This window comes from Metabacillus sp. KUDC1714, assembly GCF_014217835.1.
Taxonomy (GTDB): Bacteria; Bacillota; Bacilli; order Bacillales; family Bacillaceae; genus Metabacillus; species Metabacillus rhizosphaerae.
Map to the genome: position 1 here is coordinate 4,926,464 of NZ_CP055263.1, position 19,033 is coordinate 4,945,496.

The 19,033-nt window shown below is 36.4% G+C and carries 17 protein-coding genes; 1 reads left to right on the forward strand and 16 read right to left on the reverse strand.

Annotation, left to right across the window (positions count from 1 at the left end; all coding sequences use genetic code 11):
* Positions 1-25 precede the first annotated feature (25 nt).
* From HUW50_RS22695 to HUW50_RS22755, 14 genes are all read right to left on the reverse strand, one after another.
* Positions 26-241 carry a hypothetical protein gene (locus tag HUW50_RS22695; RefSeq protein WP_066332901.1) on the reverse strand — a complete coding sequence of 72 codons (216 nt, stop codon included), beginning with the start codon at positions 239-241 and terminating at the stop codon, positions 26-28.
* Positions 242-270: 29 nt separating this feature from the next.
* Positions 271-1,530 (reverse strand): hypothetical protein, encoded by a 1,260-nt coding sequence (locus HUW50_RS22700; RefSeq protein WP_066332904.1) that lies wholly within the window; start codon positions 1,528-1,530, stop codon positions 271-273.
* Positions 1,531-1,877: 347 nt separating this feature from the next.
* Positions 1,878-2,882 (reverse strand): SGNH/GDSL hydrolase family protein, encoded by a 1,005-nt coding sequence (locus tag HUW50_RS22705; RefSeq protein WP_185653357.1) that lies wholly within the window; start codon positions 2,880-2,882, stop codon positions 1,878-1,880.
* A 768-nt stretch (positions 2,883-3,650) separates the two neighbouring features.
* Positions 3,651-5,216 carry a SagB/ThcOx family dehydrogenase gene (locus HUW50_RS22710; protein ID WP_185653358.1) on the reverse strand — a complete coding sequence of 522 codons (1,566 nt, stop codon included), beginning with the start codon at positions 5,214-5,216 and terminating at the stop codon, positions 3,651-3,653.
* A 17-nt stretch (positions 5,217-5,233) separates the two neighbouring features.
* Positions 5,234-7,186, reverse strand: coding sequence for a TOMM precursor leader peptide-binding protein (locus HUW50_RS22715; RefSeq protein WP_396652556.1), 1,953 nt, complete (start codon positions 7,184-7,186; stop codon positions 5,234-5,236).
* Entirely contained in the window at positions 7,183-9,081 is a 1,899-nt protein-coding gene (locus HUW50_RS22720; RefSeq protein ID WP_066332918.1) for a putative thiazole-containing bacteriocin maturation protein, read from the reverse strand. The genes HUW50_RS22715 and HUW50_RS22720 overlap by 4 nt, the downstream gene beginning before the upstream one ends.
* A gap of 151 nt (positions 9,082-9,232) precedes the next feature.
* Positions 9,233-9,553, reverse strand: coding sequence for a heterocycloanthracin/sonorensin family bacteriocin (locus HUW50_RS22725; RefSeq protein WP_083964630.1), 321 nt, complete (start codon positions 9,551-9,553; stop codon positions 9,233-9,235).
* A gap of 333 nt (positions 9,554-9,886) precedes the next feature.
* Positions 9,887-10,255 (reverse strand): SDR family NAD(P)-dependent oxidoreductase, encoded by a 369-nt coding sequence (locus tag HUW50_RS22730; RefSeq protein WP_066332922.1) that lies wholly within the window; start codon positions 10,253-10,255, stop codon positions 9,887-9,889.
* A 20-nt stretch (positions 10,256-10,275) separates the two neighbouring features.
* Complete coding sequence (locus HUW50_RS27225) at positions 10,276-10,428, reverse strand: SDR family NAD(P)-dependent oxidoreductase (RefSeq protein ID WP_232329032.1); 153 nt, start codon at positions 10,426-10,428, stop codon at positions 10,276-10,278.
* A gap of 21 nt (positions 10,429-10,449) precedes the next feature.
* On the reverse strand, positions 10,450-11,733 hold the full coding sequence (locus tag HUW50_RS22735; protein ID WP_066332930.1) for a TRAP transporter large permease: 1,284 nt from the start codon (positions 11,731-11,733) through the stop codon (positions 10,450-10,452).
* Between the two features lies 1 nt (position 11,734).
* Positions 11,735-12,217, reverse strand: a complete 483-nt coding sequence (locus tag HUW50_RS22740; protein WP_066332932.1) for a TRAP transporter small permease — start codon at positions 12,215-12,217, stop codon at positions 11,735-11,737.
* Between the two features lie 100 nt (positions 12,218-12,317).
* Positions 12,318-13,355: a C4-dicarboxylate TRAP transporter substrate-binding protein gene (locus HUW50_RS22745; RefSeq protein WP_232329033.1), complete on the reverse strand. Its 1,038-nt coding sequence runs from the start codon at positions 13,353-13,355 to the stop codon at positions 12,318-12,320.
* 94 nt (positions 13,356-13,449) lie between these two features.
* Entirely contained in the window at positions 13,450-14,625 is a 1,176-nt protein-coding gene (locus tag HUW50_RS22750; protein WP_066332985.1) for a UxaA family hydrolase, read from the reverse strand.
* Positions 14,615-14,926 carry a UxaA family hydrolase gene (locus HUW50_RS22755; protein WP_311774001.1) on the reverse strand — a complete coding sequence of 104 codons (312 nt, stop codon included), beginning with the start codon at positions 14,924-14,926 and terminating at the stop codon, positions 14,615-14,617. The genes HUW50_RS22750 and HUW50_RS22755 overlap by 11 nt, the downstream gene beginning before the upstream one ends.
* A gap of 388 nt (positions 14,927-15,314) precedes the next feature.
* On the opposite strand from HUW50_RS22755, the gene HUW50_RS22760 reads away from it, so the two are divergent.
* On the forward strand, positions 15,315-16,019 hold the full coding sequence (locus HUW50_RS22760; protein ID WP_066332947.1) for a FadR/GntR family transcriptional regulator: 705 nt from the start codon (positions 15,315-15,317) through the stop codon (positions 16,017-16,019).
* 201 nt (positions 16,020-16,220) lie between these two features.
* On the opposite strand, the gene HUW50_RS22765 is transcribed toward HUW50_RS22760, so the two are convergent.
* Both HUW50_RS22765 and gucD read right to left on the reverse strand, forming a co-directional pair.
* Positions 16,221-17,234 carry a zinc-binding alcohol dehydrogenase family protein gene (locus HUW50_RS22765; protein WP_066332950.1) on the reverse strand — a complete coding sequence of 338 codons (1,014 nt, stop codon included), beginning with the start codon at positions 17,232-17,234 and terminating at the stop codon, positions 16,221-16,223.
* 285 nt (positions 17,235-17,519) lie between these two features.
* Positions 17,520-18,992 carry an alpha-ketoglutaric semialdehyde dehydrogenase GucD gene (gene gucD / locus HUW50_RS22770; protein ID WP_066332952.1) on the reverse strand — a complete coding sequence of 491 codons (1,473 nt, stop codon included), beginning with the start codon at positions 18,990-18,992 and terminating at the stop codon, positions 17,520-17,522.
* Positions 18,993-19,033 lie beyond the last annotated feature (41 nt).

Genomic DNA, 19,033 nt, shown 5'->3' on the forward strand with positions numbered 1-19,033 from the left:
AGTTTGAACAGGGCTATTTTAAAATTTATCCACCGAAAAATTTCCGTACCAGAGGACTTTTACTTGTTACGACAACGCCTTTTCTAGACTTAGGTAGTTCTTGGGAAATTGGTTGTCTATTTAACAATGATTCCGCTCTCTTAACTGAGCTAGCTAATCTTTTTTTTCTTTGTTCGGCTGTTAATTGACTAGAATTCCTTACGATACCCATTGGTTTACTATCTTCCATTTCTATCGGCATTTCGAAATCCTCCTTTCCCTACTATCATTTTAATACATTTCTCCACGATATGTCTCATATTTTTGTACCTTTGTCTGCATATCATTCACAGAATCAAATTGTTCTTGTAATGTAATCGCCGTTTCTTGAGATAAAATTAATTCTCCTGCGATATAGTTTCGTGCATACACAATCTGTATCAAACTGCACATTCCATCTAAAAGTTGAACATCATTTTCGTCAAACTGGTGCTTATGACTATTCAATACTATCACATATTCTTCTGGAATCGATTCTCCTACACTATTAACCTCAGCTACTTTTACCTTATACACTAAGTAATTCATTTCAAATAATCTAGCGGTGTCATCTTTATTAATAGCGATTCCCATTGGATCCCTGTCCAAAATATCCACTGATCTTCTTATATGCATTGGATATTTCCTTCTCTTTAATTGTTTTCTCGGAAATACATCATAATCGAAAGTGATCCCCCATTCTTTGAAGTAATCAGATTTCATAAGTCCTAAAATGACTTCTATGTATTCTTTTTGCGTGGATTTATCGACCAAGTATGAATTAAACTCTTCCAAACTAGAACTGTTCAACCAAAAAATGAGAATGTCAAATTTTGTTGTCATTTGATTGATTGTTTGTAAGACGGCTGTCCCTGATGCTTTCGACTCAACTTCTATGTTACCTACTTTGAATCTCCTTAATTCACCCATCATGGCAAGGAGAATTTGAAAAACTATAAAAATAATAAAAAGAATTAACAAGTGTGAAAATATTATTTTAAATAGTGAATTTTTCTCAAAGGTCTTTATAACCAAATCCGTAATAGTTGTAGGTGATGGGGCCTCTATTTTAGGCTCTGTTTCGGTAACTGGCTTTGTAATCGTTTCGTTTTTAGTAATATTCTCTTCTTTTGTAGTACCATTCGTTTCAGTAATAATTGTTTTTGTATCAGTGGTGGTCGTAGTAATTTCATTTTTTTTCATTTTTTCTTCCGCTTTAGTATTTTCAAGTTCCTTTGTTGAAACACTTTGTGTTTCCTTTGATGTAGTAGAGTCTTGTGATTGCCATTCACTCCAGTTATTCCACATATATATCCCTATGGAGATAAACATCGAAAAAATAACTAAAACTGCAAGTGTAATAAACAGTAATTTCACTACAAATTTTATTCGATTCCTTGCTGTATACACTTGTGTTCCGAAGTCTTCTATTGCGGGTTTAATGATTCTACGATCGAGCCAATTATTAAAACTCAGTTTTACATTCTTCCATGTACCGTTTTTTCCACTCATAAAACTCCCCTTTTTAAGACTAGCATCTACAATAATTATAGGCTGTAGCTACCAATACAAACAACTTAAATTTTGTCCAAGAGCATATAGAATTAAAAGCGGTTTGTGGGGAGTGACGTTGGTCACCTCTTCACCATATATTAAGGTTATAAATTTTTTTCCTTCTTTCAAAGCAGTAGAAAATAAATATAGCAAAAAAAGCAGTTAGATAACTACTAACTGCTTTTTTGCTATATTTTCAGCTTTTTCTATAGCTTCATTCAAACCTTTAAAGCCATCTTTTAGTAACTCTTCACTTTCACAGGTGTTCTGTTTTAATTTCATTATAAAAAATAGTAAAAAAGTCTTTATTCTCCATCCTCGTTCATGACCTCTTGCTCGACACTCACTTCTTCCATGTTCTCTAAGATCCGCTTTGCCATAAGTTTATATCCTGTAGCGTTTGGGTGGAAATAATCATTAGCTAATAACTCTATGTCGGAATCAATAAATAAATCAGAAGTGGGAATATAATTTACATTTTCAAATTCTTCAGTAACGAATTTACTCGATTCATTCCAATCGTCAACAATCGTTTGAAATTCTTCAACATCAGCAAAATAACGATCGAATGGATTATAAAAACCAATCAAATAAATTTTTGTGTCTGGATTTAATTCATTGATCTTAGTAAAAATTACTCTTAATCTCTCAAGATATTCTGGTTTTTCTTGATTAAAAAGCTCTATATTAAGGTTCGTAAAATTGTTTCGAACAATTTTCATAATGTCGTTGGCGCCAATTGTGATGAAAACAATATCAGCCTCTTGAATGGATGTTTCAATCTCTTTCTTTTCTAGACGTTTTAATAATTGGTCTGTCCGGTTTCCTCTTTTACCATAGTTTTCGATGGTAACATTGATGTTATTATCTTGAAACGTGTTATTTAAAATCCCGACATAACCGCCATTTTCTGTTTCGTCTCCTACACCTTGAGTGAGAGAATCACCGATTGCCACGATATTAAGATCCTTCTCGAATAATTTGATAACCCCTTCTACGACTCCCCTAACCTTTTCCTTTATACCTTCAGATATTGTGTTACGTTTATCATTCTCGCCATTTACGACTTCTTTCTCTTCTTTTTCTGCTATATCAATAGAAACATCTTCAACCTTTACCTTTTTTTCAGGAATTTTCTCATCTTCAGTTTTAGATTGATCTGTCATTTCATCAGAATCTGCCGCTCCATTCATAGCAGATATTTCTTCATTTAGCTGTTTTGTTTGATAAGAATAAGAATGAAAGAAATATAGGCTAAAGCACACTACTAGCAAACTAGCAAGAATGATCGTTAGTTTCCTTCTCCGCATGTTTAACCACACCAATCGAATTATTGTATTGTTTCATTATTATAATCAATTTTCTTATTTTAACATGAATGTTAACTTATATAAAATAAGAAAACATCGTAAATTCCGTTCTTTAAATGTTTACTGACAAGTCTTTTGAACAGAAGAATATTTCTTCAGAATACAAATACCTTTTAGGAAGGATAATTGCTTTGATTTTAAATACAGATAATCGTATCCTTTCTATATCTTAGTTGAAGAGATCATATTATTCTATTCAAAATGAGAAGTTGATTGATTCCTTAACCATTAGCAACATATCGAAACAAAAAACAGACAAGGATCCTTGGCCGTAGTTTAAACTATTGTTAATTACGAACATTGTCATTCGGTGAGTCACCAGTGCCATTCTTATCTTCCGTTTGTGTAGATTCCAGGTAAAGATCTCTAAAAAAGATTTTGTACGATTATATTTTAAATAAAGGCTCTTTTCTAAAAGATTGTTGTTTTTGAACAAAACTGATTAGGGTGATTGGAACGGATATGCGAGACTCCTGTGGGAGTAGCGGGACAGATGAGACCCCGCAGGTGCTTCGCGCTGAGGAGGCTCATCGCCCGCCCCACGGAAAGCGAGCATCCTGGAGCGCCAATCAACCAACCCCATACTATTTTAAAAGCAACAAAGTTTGCGAAAACAGCCTAAATAAAAAACGTTCCTTACAATTTTGTAAGAAACGTTGCAAATTTCGCTTTTCCTGTCATTTTTCTTCGACTGAGGTCTTGATTCTATTAAGTATAAAGTCTTCCTATCAGCCAAGGTCGTTGTCGATAAGGGCCCATTGGGATTTGAATTAAGCTTGTTTTTCCTAGTGAATCCAAGTTGTAAATTTGATCACTTTGGTTTACATCGAAACCGAGGAGTGGGTGACCACCCATATCAAGGGCTGATGCTGCTAATAATAATCTTTGGACTAGCATTCCCGCTTCCATTTGTTGAATTCGATATCCTCTGTAGCCAAGTGAATCTTTATCGTAATCCTTGTCACCGACAACATGCAGAGTGATAGGTACTTGCTGTAAATTTACATTACCTGAAGACATTCCAGATTGCAGTTGGAGCCGGTGGTCTCCTGGATTCAGCTGGCGCAATGCATGCTCCCTATTGTCATAATAATAAGCACCATTAGGGATTCCTTCAATATTATACAAACAAACAAATATTGAAACACGTGGCTCATATATAAGTGTTTCCTCTATGTCATTTCTGTAACGGAAAGATTCTGTTGCCTCATAAAGAAGGTAAGCAAGTTGTTGTAGACTTACTTTTCCCAAAATAAAATCCATGTCAGGTGAAAATCGCTTTCGACAAGTAGACATGAAATCATATGAAACTCTTTTAACCGGGGGCAAAGGCACAACCATACCCTCTACAGTTCTCATCTCCTTCTCCTCGATCCATCGAAAAGGTGAAGAGTCGAGCATGGAAGCTTCATTCATTTTTAGTAACATCGGAAACTCTTTCATTTTCTTTGATCGAACGTAATGTTTAGGCTGAATAGGAGGTATTTCTTGTAACAAGTCAGTAGCTAAGCTATTCACACCATGACGGTTCCCTGACCACATGGTTGGTTCTACAGATAGCGGGATAACTGAATATACGCTTTCTTCTTGTTCCGTAAGCCCAAGAAGATGGTTAATCGCACGATCAAGGAATTGATAGTACACCCCTGATGCAAAGCCAAAACGTTTTGCTACTTCTAATAACTGCCCAATCAGGACACCTGCATCTAACCCTTGTAGCCGGTAAGAAAAGTTATTGTACTTGAAAAAGTTTTTCCAAAACATCGTTGATACAAAAACGGTCCCAAAGCAAGATGTAAGATCACAACGGTATCCAAGCGCATCGGTAAGATAATCATCAAAATGACCTTCACGCAATAAGACTAAGCGGTGGTGTGAGGCATCGAAATGATAAATCCCTTCAGGTAAATCGTCAATTTTTAAATATACGTATAATTCGTTTGGATACAACGCTCCTCCCGAAGGGGCAAACCTTCTTAAGGAATGCATGATTTGAAGTTGATTCTCGGAAGAATCCATCGGGATAACATATTGACTAAATTGGGTTATTCCATACACAAGCCAAAGAAAGTAACCGATTTTGCGAAGATTTGGCTTATCAGGAACTTCCTGACCTTCCAGAGTTAGTGGTATATCCAAAGAAAGTGGTATTTCGGGTAAGTCATAGTAAAGCTTGTATGCAAGAGGGCCATCTCCCCAGTCCACTTCCCAGTTTGGAATGCTTGCCTGATCAATATCAAAATGTAAATTGTGCAGAAACTCATCAAGAATCATCCTTCCAGCCTCCCTTTTTATGGAAACGGGTGTGGAAGTGGATTAAGTTTTTCACGTATCAGTGATTCTGTCGTATAACCCAGTTCCAGAGGGACACGTAATATCCTTTCTAAACCTGATACGCGCTTTAGATGATGTCCAAAGGTCATTGGCACCATCCCAGGAATCAGCACTTTTACACAATGTAATCCGTTTCGTTTGATTTCCGGTGTCGTTTGATCAATGACAATGACATCCAAGTTTACGTTCCGTAACGCTTGTAGTATGTCTTGAAGATCATCGGTAAGGTCAACATGGTTCGATCTCCACTTGAATTCCTCGTTAAACGATTTAATCGGAGAGTTATTGTTAAGTAAAAAATTTAGGCGCTCTTCTGCTTGTGGTAAGCCATACAACATGCCATGGTCATCCATCTGTTGTACGAAGGTGGAATCATGTAACATTCGCACATATTCCTCTTTGTTTGCTTCATATTTCTCATCAAGTGTTAACATCATGCCAGCCAGCTCATGAACAGCGGTTTTCACAGCCCGCACCGGATCCAAATGAGCCCCTGCTGCACAGATTAGATTCAACCCTTTTTGCTTTCTGTTTTTTGCCAATGCTACAATGCTTGGGATTCCATGTTCCATTGTAGAGTTATATAAATAAAGGTCATATCCTCCAACTACTCTCATCCGGTCAATCATCAACAATAGTTCTTCATCTTCAGCAGAGTATGGGTCAAGACGTGGTAAAGACAATTTTGCATACCAGGTCATAAGAAACGAATCACGCTCGACCACTTCCATAATGCCGTAAAAAATGGCCTCTTCTAAACTTCCTCCTAGTGCGCATCCGTTTGAAGTTTCATAGACAAAGCCCCTTGACCCGCAACCCAAACTATAATAGGCAAGTAACTCTGGAACGAGAATTGGTCGCTCCTGTAAAAAAGAATAGCCCCATACCCATTTCATGGGACGATCAGGATCAAATTTATCAAAGGGAAAGCCCGGGTGTTGATATTGTTCTTCTTCATGTACACCAACCAATTGAGGATTTAAGGCTTGATCTTTTATATTATGGTAACAATCATATACCACTGATCGTTTGCCGCGGGGCTTTAGACCGCAGTATCGTTCTAATCCTTCTAAAATGGCCGTTAATTCACTTACCGCGTAGGAATTTGTACGGCCGGCAGTTCCTTCATCCCCCTCAAACAAAGGTAAATTTACACTTACATCAGCAAATGGAGGCACGAGGTTATACATCTTATCATTAAGCAGGCCAGATCGAGAATCAAGATAGTCTTTACCTAACACGTTTTTCAGATCATCTAATGAACGAGTTCGGTAACTTTCCATGCTGACTTTCGGACTTTTTTGAAGGGAAATTCGGGCTAAATCCGGTGAATCGTCAGGTATAGAACTACATACAGTACATAGAGGGACAGGCAGGAAGGAATGCCATGAAATCTTCAATGTTTTTAGGTTGATGAAACCGAGTCTTTTCTCTGATAGAGTTTGTTTCCCTTGTATTAGCATCTGAACCTCTGCTTTAAGGAGTTGAACCATCTGTGAAAACCCTGTACGTGATGTCCATGCTTCCTGTTGTGTTTTTCCAGAGGCCTCTAAATTTTTCTGCATCTGCCACATCTCTTTACGATGACTTCCTGTTAGGACGCGTCGTAGATCAGCACATTGAGAGCAACCTGGAATTCCAGGTTGAACCAAAGGCCCAATAATACCTTCTCCAAATGAAACAAAGCTTCGCAGCCAAGGGGTGTTGCTTGCTCGAAACACGTCTTCTGCGATTTGATGAATAGAAGGATTCCATTCATCTTGCAGGACCAATGCCAAATCAATGGTTTCTGATTCGACTGAATCAAAATGAGTCTGGCGAACAATCAGATATTCTGAGGACAGTTCTGTACAAAAAAGGTCTGCTAACAAGCCCTCACCAACAACCAACAAAACAGCACTCACCTTCATTCCTCCTCTCGAACCACAACTCCAAATATCCCTGCTAAACCTTCTTTTAAAATTGGTTCTGGTTCAAGTTCAAAAATGACTAGTTGCTTTCCGTTCCGATCCAATACTTCCTTAGCAGATTGCAAAAGCACAGAATGTTTCTGATCATCACAATCAGGAATATTTATTAGTTGTGGTGCTTTTTCCTCAAGTAGCACTGATGATACAACTAAGCCTTGGGACGTTAAGGGATCTTCATGGTTTTGCAGGTTAAAAAGAGCCAGTTGCAATGCTTTTCTTAACGCAAATGTTATATTAATATCTACACTTCCATACCATCCATTTTTCGTACCAATCCATACGACAGGAAAGCCAGATACTTCCTCTCCTAATCCAATAATTGGGTCACTCTGGATCGTAGATAATGCCTTTAAATAATATCTGCATCTTTCATCTTCTACCGTACTCAACTGGACTCGAGATAGAGTAACCGTTTTGTTTGGCTGTTTTATTTTCATCACCTGTACTAAATACTTCTGTAGTCCTCGGCATACACTTTCGGTAAATGTTTCACCTGCTCCAACTTGAACTTGTGATGGCAGATCGAGTAAGGTAGTTATTCGATTTCCATATGCTTCAATTCCAGATAAACCAGCTTCCCTTCTAGCCTCCTCGTGCGTCAGTCCTGAACAGATCATACATTTCAACAACTCAGCAGGTCCATCAGACAATGGGTCGATCGGTTGGACTCGGCACTGAGCTAACGGAAGTTGAAGCAAATCTCCCTCATCCCAAGTATGAAAAATCCCTGTTGCCTCTGATGTTAACTTGTTGAAAAAAAGAAGTAATTTGCCCGTTTCTTGTCTTTCCGATTCTCGTTTTATTCGTGCATCATAATCGTCTACCAGTCTAACTAATGGATGTCCAGTCACAAATGGATGTGGAATGAAATTATTCCAGTTTCCTTCCAACGTTTCTAAATCCAGTAAAAAGTATTGATTATTCTGTTCCCTTTCCGTCACTCCGGTAATGTTTTTAAACAATTCAAATACAATTAGATTGGCCAGCATAGCACCGGCTGTGGTAGAAAATTTAGAAATTTGATTTTTTTTATAAAGTTCCGATCGATGCAGTCGGCGCCATGCAGATTCCCAACAATTCTCTGAGCTTGGTAAAACGAAAGGACCCGCCATTCCAATCTGTTGTAAACACAAAGCGGGGATAAACACCTTCTTTTTTTCTCTACAAATCCTATGTAGAAGTTTTAGCTCCTCTACATTTCCCTCTTGTGACACATACAAAATATAATCAAACGGCTCCACAATCTCCTTCCAAGAAGTTAGTGAGATCTCCTCTACCTCCACCTCCGGATCTGTTGTTCGGGCATGTGCTACGAGATCCTGCAGCCGCTGTATATTCGTCTGATTCCTATCTGTGATTAATATTTGAAACTTTGGTAACCCGGAATCAAGTAATGCTGAGACCAATGAAACAAACATAGCTCCTGAACCAATTGCCATTGCTTTTGCCTGACGATAAGTCTGAAATCGAAAGGCGGCGGACTCTACAAAACTATCAACAAATTCAATTTGTGAAGCATACTTTTTTAGAACCTGTTCAGTCAATTGATATGGCTGGTCTCGACTTACATCTTTCACAAATCCATTTTGATACAATGTTTCCGCAATTTCGTACACTCGATCACGATATTGGCCCGGTAATCCGTTTGTCAAACTCTCCAAGGTGTGTTCTCCATTGAACATCGGTATCAATTTTTCAACCCACTTATCTATCATACTGCCTTCCATACGAAACGAACTTACATTATTCCGAAAATATACACCGCTGTTGGCTTCAGGGAGAAAAAACGTGTCCCTTTTCACCTTCAGACGCATAGAAGGGTACAAATTCGTCATATCGATCCTCCTTAGCCGTAGCTACCAATGTGTTTCAATATACATTACTAACATCTTATGTACTGTAAATTGTCCCTTATGTTTATTTTTAATGAGAATAGCCTCTACACCTAAATGTAGAGGCTTGCCGTAATTCTTTACGAAACTTATTCTATCTGCCTCCGCAGCGACCTCCGCCGCCACAACGATTACCGTCACTACAACGGCCTCCACCACCGCAACGGCCACCGCCACAACGACCTCCACCACCACAGCGACCGCTGCAATTATGGCAGTTGAAACAGCTAAAACAACTGTAACAGCTGTAACAGCTGTAACAACTAAAGCAGCTAAAACAGCGAAGAATACTTCCGATACCAAAGTAAAGCCTTTCATCATCATTATAGTATTGGTTTGGGTCATAAGGTACGGCCTGAGTAGCTTGATAATCTCCGAGATTTAACTTCTGGAGATCATGTTGAAAGTCATTCATTCATTAAAACCTCCTAAATATACTTACCTGGAAACCAGTGACAGGAAACGAACATGTAAATTCAAACTGAGTTTATCGTAGATAAATACTTCTTCAACAAATTATGTAAATTTGGTGGGTATTGTTACTGGTAAAAAAGCCTATTTATTTAAATTTTAGATATACAGATTAAGAGTTTTTTAAATAAAGGGGATTGGGGAGTGTACTTTAATGAATAATATTTTCATAAATAAAGAGAACGCAAGGATTTATCCAAGCGTCCTCTTTATTTATCGTAAGGTAGGAACTGCCATTATGTACAAAATTTTGTTAAAGCGCCCTTTAATCGTCAAACTAGCTCATTAACTGTCCGCCATTAACCTCTATTATTTCTCCAGTTATATAATTAGCATGTTTTGATGCTAAAAATAAAATAGAACCTACAGTCTCTTCAGGGGTTCCTTCTCTTCCCATTGGAATCTGTTCCACCATTTTTGCCCTTTGTTCTAATGTAGAATACTTGTCATGGAATGGGGTTGAAATTACTCCCGGAGCAATTGCATTAACCAAAATATTATATTCAATTAAATCTTTAGCTAAACCTTTTGTTAATGTGCTTACTCCACCTTTTGATGCTGCATATGCAATACTACCTACTCCCCCTCCATTTTTTGCCGCGATAGAAGTAATATTAATAATTCTACCTTTTCCATGCTTTTTCATAAGAGGAAGCACTGCTTTCGTTACGAGATATACAGATATTGTGCCTTATCAATGTTATGGTTTGCATGAACAATAACATCTGCTCCGTTTTCAGAAAATTCTAAAGCTGCAGCTCTTCCGATACCTGTGCTGCTTCCAGTAATCCATATAACTTGACCTTTAAATGAATCCACAGTAACACCTCTTTTATCTTATTATTTAAAAGTAGTTGGTAGCCAAAGAGAAATACTAGGAACAAACGCAATTAACAATGCTGCGATGATTAAAATAATTAAGAAAGGTATACTGCTTTTAATAAAATCTTCAATTTTAGTTCCAGTAATCGAACACGTAGTGAACATGATCGTACCAAGTGGTGGTGTCATTGTTCCTATACTAATACAAATGATAAAGAAAATACCAAAATGTACTGGATCAATTCCGTATTGCGCAAGCATCGGCATGAATAACGGGGTTAGGATAATAATCGATACATTTCCTTCAATAAACATCCCCACTACTAATAGAAAAACAATAACAACTAGGAAAAACAGAATTGGTGATGATACATTTGTCACCATTAACGCTGTCATTTTTTGTGGTACTTGCTCTAACGTTAAGACCCAAGCAAAAGCAGAGCCCGCAGCTATAATAATGATAATGGAAGCTGAAGTATAAACCGTATCGACAAGTGCACGTACCAGTTGTTTTAGTTTCATTTCACGATAGATGACTAAACCTAGGAATAACGCATAAAATACAGCAATCGCTCCTGCCTCTGTTGCACTAAATATCCCTAATCGAATTCCTCCGATAATAATAACTGGTAACAATAGGGCAAAAAAAGCATCTTTAAAAGATAGTAATAGGTCTTTCGCTGTAAAATGTTCTTTATTGTCCGTTTCAAGTTTATGTTTTTTTGAATAAAAATGAACATAGATCATGAAAATGATACATAAAACAATTCCTGGTAAAACTCCTGCCATAAATAATGAACCAATTGAAATATTACCAACATACCCATACATAATTAAGGCAATTCCTGGTGGGATAATCGGTGTTATTAATGAGGTTGCAGCTGTTAAAACAGTTGCAAATGAACGACTATATCCCTTTTTTACCATTTCAGGAACTAAGATCTTTGATTGCATGGCAGCATCTGCTATATTTGAGCCGGATAATCCACCCATAAGCGTACTTAAAACTACATTTACCTGTGCTAATGAACCTGGTAATCGACTCGTTAAAATTTGAGCAAATCTTAACATTCTAGTTGTAATTCCGGTGTAATTCATTAAAATACCCGCAGTAATAAAGAAAATAATCGCTAAAAGAGGAACAGATTCAATTCCCCCGACCATGCGTTGTATCAAAATAGAACTTGAAAAATTATCAATAAAAAAGAAATATACCGCGGTACTCACTATTAGTGCAAAAGCTATTGGTACGTTTAGTAAGAACAAAATTAGAAGAACAGATAGTACGACAATTAAAGCCACTTTATTCTCCCCCTTCTTTTTTTAGCTCAGCTTTTAGACTTTGAATGAGTAATCGGGTAAAATGAATAGCTGTTAGAACCCCCCCAATTGGTACAGCAATATCAATATATTGGTAGCTAATTGCTAATATTGGTGTGACCTTACTGTGAGCTTGTGCTGTTAAACTGCTTCCAAGATAGATTAATACATAGATAAGGGCTGCATAAATGGCGAGGGCCCTAATAATGATGGCGGAAATTTTTAGAGGACGTGGCATTTTATTTACAAAATAATCGACTCCAATATGGTTATCACGTTTCATGGCCGAACTCATCCCAACAAAAACAAGCCAAATAAATAGTCCTACTGAAATTTCTTCAGCCCATGCAACAGGACTATTTAAGACAAACCGTAAAAAAACATTTATAACAGTAAGAGAGATAATAACAGCGAGTGCGAGTGTTGCAATAATATCATCAATGGGATCAAATATCTTTTTAATCATAATTTTCCCCTTTTACTGAACAATTTTAGCTTTCTCATAAACTATTAATTTGATTTAAGAAAGTAGGATTTCCTATTTAAGAAAATCCCACTCAATATGATTATTGTTTATTTTCAAGTAACTTTTGGATTTCCTCATATAAACCTGGAGTCCAATCTGGAAACGCTTCATACACGCTACCTACTTTTGCTTTAAAAGGTGCAATATCTATTTCATGAACTTCTACACCCTCGTTTTTAAATTCTTCTAACACATTATCTGTTTGTTCTTCTAATACAGTACGTCCATATTCTGCAGCTTCATTTCCAGTTTCTTTTAAGATTTCTACTACATCAGCTGGTAATGATTCGATAAAGCCTGTTCCTGCAATCCAAGATGTAATGAATTTTTGGTGACCAGTTAAAGATAAATGTTTAGAGATTTCTTGTGCTTTTACACCTTGTAAAACAGGAAGTGGGTTTTCAGCACCATCAATTAAACCTTGTTGTAATGAAGTATATAAATCACCAAGTGGAGTTGGTGTTGCCGTTGCGCCTAAAGCCTCAAATGTTTTAATGGACATTTGGTTATTAGGTACACGAATCTTTAATCCAGCTAACTCCTCTGGGGTTGTTACTTTTTCATTTGTCATTAAATGACGAACACCATATGCTGTGTTACCGTTTACAATTTCAATATCTTGTTCTCTTAATTTATCTGTTAAACCTGCAAACCAATCAGTAGTTGTTAAGTATACTAAGTCATCTAAATTTTCAGTTAAGTATGGAGCTGTAAGAATACCTGCATCTGGAACATAATCCATTAAAAAGTCATAACCAGCCATAACAATGACGTTATTACCCATTTTTGCCTGTTCTACAACATCCTTTTCAGCACCTAGTTGCGAACTTGGATAAAGATTTAATACGATTTGCCCATCACTTGCTTCAGCAGCTAATTCCTTCCACTTATTTGCTTGTTGATCAATTGGCTCACCTGGTTGGTTACCATATGCAACATTAATTTCAATTTTTTCTTTTTTAGTATCTCCATCACTTGATGAGGAAGAACTCGATTTTCCTGAAGTTGTACCTGAAGAACATGCATTTGCAATCATCAATAAAAATACCATTAAAACTGCTAATAATGATTTTTTCATTTCCATACCCCTTTTCTTTAGACTTTTTTTATTAAAGGAGACGGATTAAGCGTTTTCATTTACTTATACACCTTCGTCCCCAGTAAATCTACTATTAAAATGTTGGGCCAATTCTCCAGATTCCAAAATCATGTTGTTTAAGTATTTCGGCTTTTGTAAGCTTGCCTGAGCAAACCATTCCGATTTCGTCAAAAATTCTCTTTCCAACATCTTCTACTGTTTCTTTGCCATCAATGATAGAACCAGCATCAAGATCCATATTTTCTGACATTCTTTCAAACATTGGTGTATTCGTAGATATTTTAATAACTGGAGCAATCGGTGAACCAGTAGGTGTTCCTCTTCCACTTGTAAACAAAACAACTTGAGCACCACCAGCAACCATACCCGTTAATTGTTCGATATCATGACCAGGCGTATCCATCCAAACCAACCCTTTTTCCGTTGGAGCTTCAGCGTAATCTATGATCTCATTTAATTGACTTTTTCCAGCCTTGTTTGCAGCCCCTAAAGATTTCTCTTCTAATGAGCTCAATCCACCTTTTATGTTTCCAGGACTTGGATTTCCTGTTCTTATATCAACACCCATTAGAATTGATCGGTTTTCCATCGCTTTAATAATTTCATATGCACGTTTAGCAACTCTTTCATTCTTTGCACGTTTAGCAAGTAAATGTTCTGCTCCTATTAATTCAGTCGTTTCAGCTAAGATTGCAGTTCCTCCCTTTTCTACAATCATATCGCTCACTACACCAACTGCAGGATTTGCTGATAATCCTGAGCATGCATCAGAGCCGCCACATTCTGTTCCAATAATTAATTCACTAAAATCACACCATTCTCTCATTTGAGCGGAAGCTTCCTGTACTAGTTTAGTAGCTGCTTTTGCACCTTCAGCAATAGCCGATAAAGTACCACCATAATCTTGAATTGATACTGTTTCAACACGTTTACCTGTTTTAGCAATTTCACTTGCGACACTCCTAGCTTGGTGTGTTTCACAGCCTAATCCTAAAACTATGACACCATAAACATTTGGGTTAGTTCCTAATCCTACATATGTACGGAAAGTTTGTTCATAATCTACTCCGACTTGAGCACAACCATGTTGATGGATAAAAGATACTGTTCCATGTACAAGTTCAGTAATTTGTTTTGCCGCCTGTGTAGCGCAAGTTATTGTTGGTAATATTAGCACATGATTTCTTACCCCTACTTTTCCATCGTGTCGTCTATATCCTAAAAATTTACCTTCATTGTTAGTTTCCAACAATTTTGTCACCTCTTCCTCTCACACCTTCTAAGTTGTGAACATGAACATGTTCGCCTTCCTCTATATCTCTTAATGCTTTCCCAATAACTTCCCCATATTTCATAATATAAGATCCACCTGTTATGGGTATAATGGCAAATTTATGCCCAAATAGTATAGTTTCCTTTACTATGATTTCCTTAGTTTTCTTATCTGGTAACGTAACTGTTAATTTGGTTTCAGCTGGTATCTCTTCTAATGCAACAGCTACACTGTCTTCAGGCCTCATAACAATTGTCCGATAGTTTTCTTCCTTCAAAATAATCATTTCCCCTTTATTCAATCGATATTATTTGATTTTTGAACATTTTAATATCTTTATATTTGTAAGATTACTGATTTAAAACCGTTTGATATAGGATAGGTGGTGTGGTAGTACCAAATCAGCGATAATATTATAACAGGTTGTTCCTCTCTAAAAGGGTTGATCCTTAAAAAAATATAACGCTTTCATTTTTTATCTGTCTGGTAGTACCACGCTTAAAAATAATGATATCATCATAATTGTGGCTTTTCAACGGAATTTTCAAACTTTTTAAAATTTAATAAAATATTTAAAATTATCCCTTTCTTTTGTATTAAGTTTTTATTAAAATAAATCAAATGGTATATTGGTAATACCAGTCTATTGAAAAGGTGGCTCTATAATGGTTAAGATAAATCCAATAAAAAAAATCACTGTTACTGAACAAGTCATGGAACAGATTGCTTCCTGGATCACATCAAATGAGTTAAATCCTGGTGATAAACTGCCTAATGAACGTTTATTAGCTCAAGAATTTGGAGTGAATCGAGGGAGAATTCGAGAATCTTTACGCGCCCTTGCCCTAATTGGATTAATAACAATTAAACCCGGTGAAGGCAGCTATGTAAATAAGAGTGAATCTCCTATTCCTGCTGAGACCATTGGCTGGATGTATTATAATGAAATAGACAATCTAGATGAAATATATGCTGCTCGAAAATTAATTGAATCCGAGGTTTTTCTTGAAGCATCTAAACACATGACTGATGATGATATAATTGTCCTAGAAAAAACGTTAATTGAATTGAAAAGTTTGTCCGTTAAAGAGAAGAACATTGTAGATTTCCAACAATTACTTGATGAATTCGATTTACACATGGGATTTTGTAGCAAAAATAAAATATATAACAAATTAATGCAAACAATTGTACATCTTCGCCATGAATCAATGTTAAAGATACTTAATATCCCTGGTGCCTGGGAAAATAGTATTGAATGGAGAATAAAACTTGTATTAGCGATTAAAGATCATGATGATGAGAAGATAAAAGAAGCTATTAATCTTAATTTTACAAGAGCAAAACAATTCTATCGAAAAGCAGATTAAATATATTGCACTAATCCATTTTTTGAATTTGATTTAAAGATAATAACAAGAAGTATGAACTAGTCATCTATTTAGAATGAAAGAGTTTCCCCGAAAGTCAATCGACACTTTCGGGATTTTTTCTTTTTTTTAAACTACAAGGAATACACCTGTAACATTAACATCAAGTACTTTTTTCCAAGTATTTAATTCTCCATTTGGTTACACTTCAATAATAGCTTTTATAATATTGTTTGCTGGATTTGTAACTTCCTCAAAATCAGTTCCGATATCATCTAACTTAAAACGTTTTGTAATGATCGGATTTACATCGATATCTCCATTTTTGACGCATGAAATAACGTACTTGAAGTCTTCTCGTGTTGCATTTCGACTTCCAAGTAAACTCATTTCTCTTTTATGAAATTCAGGATCATTAAATGTGATATCATCCTTTACGAGACCAACATAAACTAGTTGTCCTCCATGACTAACATAATCAAAGGCATTCATCATTGATGACTTATTACCTGTAGCATCAAAAACAACTTCTGGAAAATCTCCATTTGTAATCTTTGATATTTCTTCAATTGGATCTTTAAGTGCATTAACCGTAAAATCAGCATGTGCCCATTCTTTACAAAATTGCAATCGCTCTTCATGAATATCCATTGCAATCACTTTTGCACCAGCAAGCTTTGCAAATTTCATTACACCTAATCCAATTGGGCCACCACCAATAATCAGAGCAAATTGATTGTCCTCAAGTTTTGCACGCCTTACAGCATGTGCTCCAATACTTAAAGGTTCAATCATAGCAGCTTGATCAAAACTAATACCATTTACTTTTAACACATGATCAATAGGTAATTTGATATACTCTTTCATACCACCGTCAATATGGACTCCGAATACTTTCATATTTGTACAACAATTCGTTTTTCCTTGACGACAAGCAATACATTTTCCACATTCTAAAAAAGGAATTACCGCAACTGAATCACCGGCTTTTAATTCCATATCATTCATACCAACTTCTACAATTTCACCAGATAATTCGTGTCCTAACACTCTTGGATATGTAAAGAATGGTTGATTACCATAATAGGCATGAATATCTGTTCCACATATTCCTATCCTTTTAACCTTAATAAGCACTTCTCCTTGCTTAATCTTCGGTATCTCTTCTTCTTTTTCTGTAAATCGCTTTGGTTCTTCACAACTTATGACTTTCATGCGCCCCACCCTTTTAGAGAGAAATTCAATTAAGTTTATTCCTTATTTCAAAACAAACTTTTATATGAAAACGCTTTAACAAAATTATATAGATCATCAATTGAAATTGAAATTACGAATATTGCTAATTTATACCCTATTTTAATATATTACAAGAAACAGCAGATCGTTTAAGGAGTTCAAAAACATGAACCCTTTTAACATATCCAAATTTTAAAAAAGTAGCCTCAGACCATGAATCAACCCGAGGCTTAAGAAGGCATTTGATAGATTACAATATAAGCTTTAAGAACCCTTTACAAAAACTGTCTTAATTGAAGTGTAGAATTCTTTTGCTGCTTCACCTTGTTCACGAGATCCTGTACTTGAAGCCTTCATTCCTCCAAAAGGAGCTTGTAGCTCAACACCAGCACTTTCAGCATTTACACGAACAAGACCTGCCTCCATATCATCAATAAAACTTAAGAAGGAACTAATATTTCTTGTGAAGATTGAAGCACTTAATCCGTATTTTGAATCATTTGCAACATCAATTGCGTTTTCTAACGAATCTACTTTAAGTAAAGCTAATACAGGTCCAAAAATTTCTTCTTGCGCAATAATCATGTCAGAGTTTACATTTTCAAAGACTGCTGGACGAACAAAGAAACCATTTTTATATTCGTCATCAGTTAACACTTCACCGCCATAAATAAGAGATGCGCCTTCTTGCTTACCTTTTTCAATATAGCTGCATACAGTGTTGAATTGTCCCTCACTTGCACAAGGTCCCATCCAAATACCATCTTTCAACCCATCACCAATTGTAATTTCATCAATTTTCTTAAGCAGTAGCTCTTTAAATTGATCATAAATATCTGCCTCAACAATAACACGACTTGTTGCCGTACATTTTTGTCCAGTAGACTTTAAACCTCCGCTTAATACGGCATCAACAGCTAAATTTAAATCGGCATCTCTTGCTACGATTACTGGGTTTTTACCACCCATTTCAAGTTGGTATTTAATACCTCTTTCTGTTGCTGACCTTGCAACATTTTTACCAACACCTTCAGAACCAGTAAACGTAATGCCGTTAAGTAATGGATGATCGATAAGTCCTTGACCAATAACTGCCCCAGAACCTGTAATGAAATTAAGAACCCCCTTTGGAAAACCGGCTTTTGCAAAGCATTCAACAACCTTAGCAGCAGTTACTGCAGCCTCTGTAGCTGGTTTAAACACAACGGTATTTCCATACACTAATGCTGGTGCAATTTTCCAAATAGGAATAGCTACTGGGAAGTTCCATGGTGTAATAACACCAACAACACCTAGAGGAGTTCTTCTCGTAAACATTAGTGCATCAGGTTCTGTTGACGGAATTGTATCCCCATCTGAGCGCATTCCTTCCCCTGCATAATAACGGAGAATAGCAACTCCTCTTGCTGTTTCACCTTTTGCTTCTGGTAATGTTTTACCCATTTCACGCGTCATGGTTTCTGCGATATCCTCAAGGCTTTCCTCTAGAAGATCTGCTACTTTATATAACAATTGCCCACGAGCAACTTGACCCAACTTACGCCACCCTTTTTTGGCATTGTGTGCTGCATTTACAGCTTCGTCTAAATCAGCCTTTGATGATTTTTGTACATTACCTACAATCTCTTCTTTATTTGCGGGATTATAGCTCGCAATCACATCATGATCAGAAGATTGTTTCCATTCATTATTAATAAAATTTGAAAATGTTTGTGCTACTGTTTTCGTATGACTCACTAAAATCCACTCCCTATTTTTAAAATTAATTTATTGAAACT

Bases quoted from the DNA above. Each gene is read 5' to 3' on its own strand.
- HUW50_RS22740 (WP_066332932.1), bottom strand. From the start codon at position 12,217: ATGATTAAAAAGATATTTGATCCCATTGATGATATTATTGCAACACTC.
- HUW50_RS22695 (WP_066332901.1), bottom strand. From the start codon at position 241: ATGCCGATAGAAATGGAAGATAGTAAACCAATGGGTATCGTAAGGAAT.
- HUW50_RS22710 (WP_185653358.1), bottom strand. From the start codon at position 5,216: ATGATTCTTGATGAGTTTCTGCACAATTTACATTTTGATATTGATCAG.
- HUW50_RS22720 (WP_066332918.1), bottom strand. From the start codon at position 9,081: ATGACGAATTTGTACCCTTCTATGCGTCTGAAGGTGAAAAGGGACACG.
- HUW50_RS22745 (WP_232329033.1), bottom strand. From the start codon at position 13,355: ATGAAAAAATCATTATTAGCAGTTTTAATGGTATTTTTATTGATGATT.
- HUW50_RS22725 (WP_083964630.1), bottom strand. From the start codon at position 9,553: ATGAATGACTTTCAACATGATCTCCAGAAGTTAAATCTCGGAGATTAT.
- HUW50_RS22730 (WP_066332922.1), bottom strand. From the start codon at position 10,255: ATGAAAAAGCATGGAAAAGGTAGAATTATTAATATTACTTCTATCGCG.
- HUW50_RS22765 (WP_066332950.1), bottom strand. From the start codon at position 17,234: ATGAAAGTCATAAGTTGTGAAGAACCAAAGCGATTTACAGAAAAAGAA.
- HUW50_RS22705 (WP_185653357.1), bottom strand. From the start codon at position 2,882: ATGCGGAGAAGGAAACTAACGATCATTCTTGCTAGTTTGCTAGTAGTG.
- HUW50_RS22700 (WP_066332904.1), bottom strand. From the start codon at position 1,530: ATGAGTGGAAAAAACGGTACATGGAAGAATGTAAAACTGAGTTTTAAT.
- HUW50_RS22760 (WP_066332947.1), top strand. From the start codon at position 15,315: ATGGTTAAGATAAATCCAATAAAAAAAATCACTGTTACTGAACAAGTC.
- HUW50_RS22715 (WP_396652556.1), bottom strand. From the start codon at position 7,186: ATGAAGGTGAGTGCTGTTTTGTTGGTTGTTGGTGAGGGCTTGTTAGCA.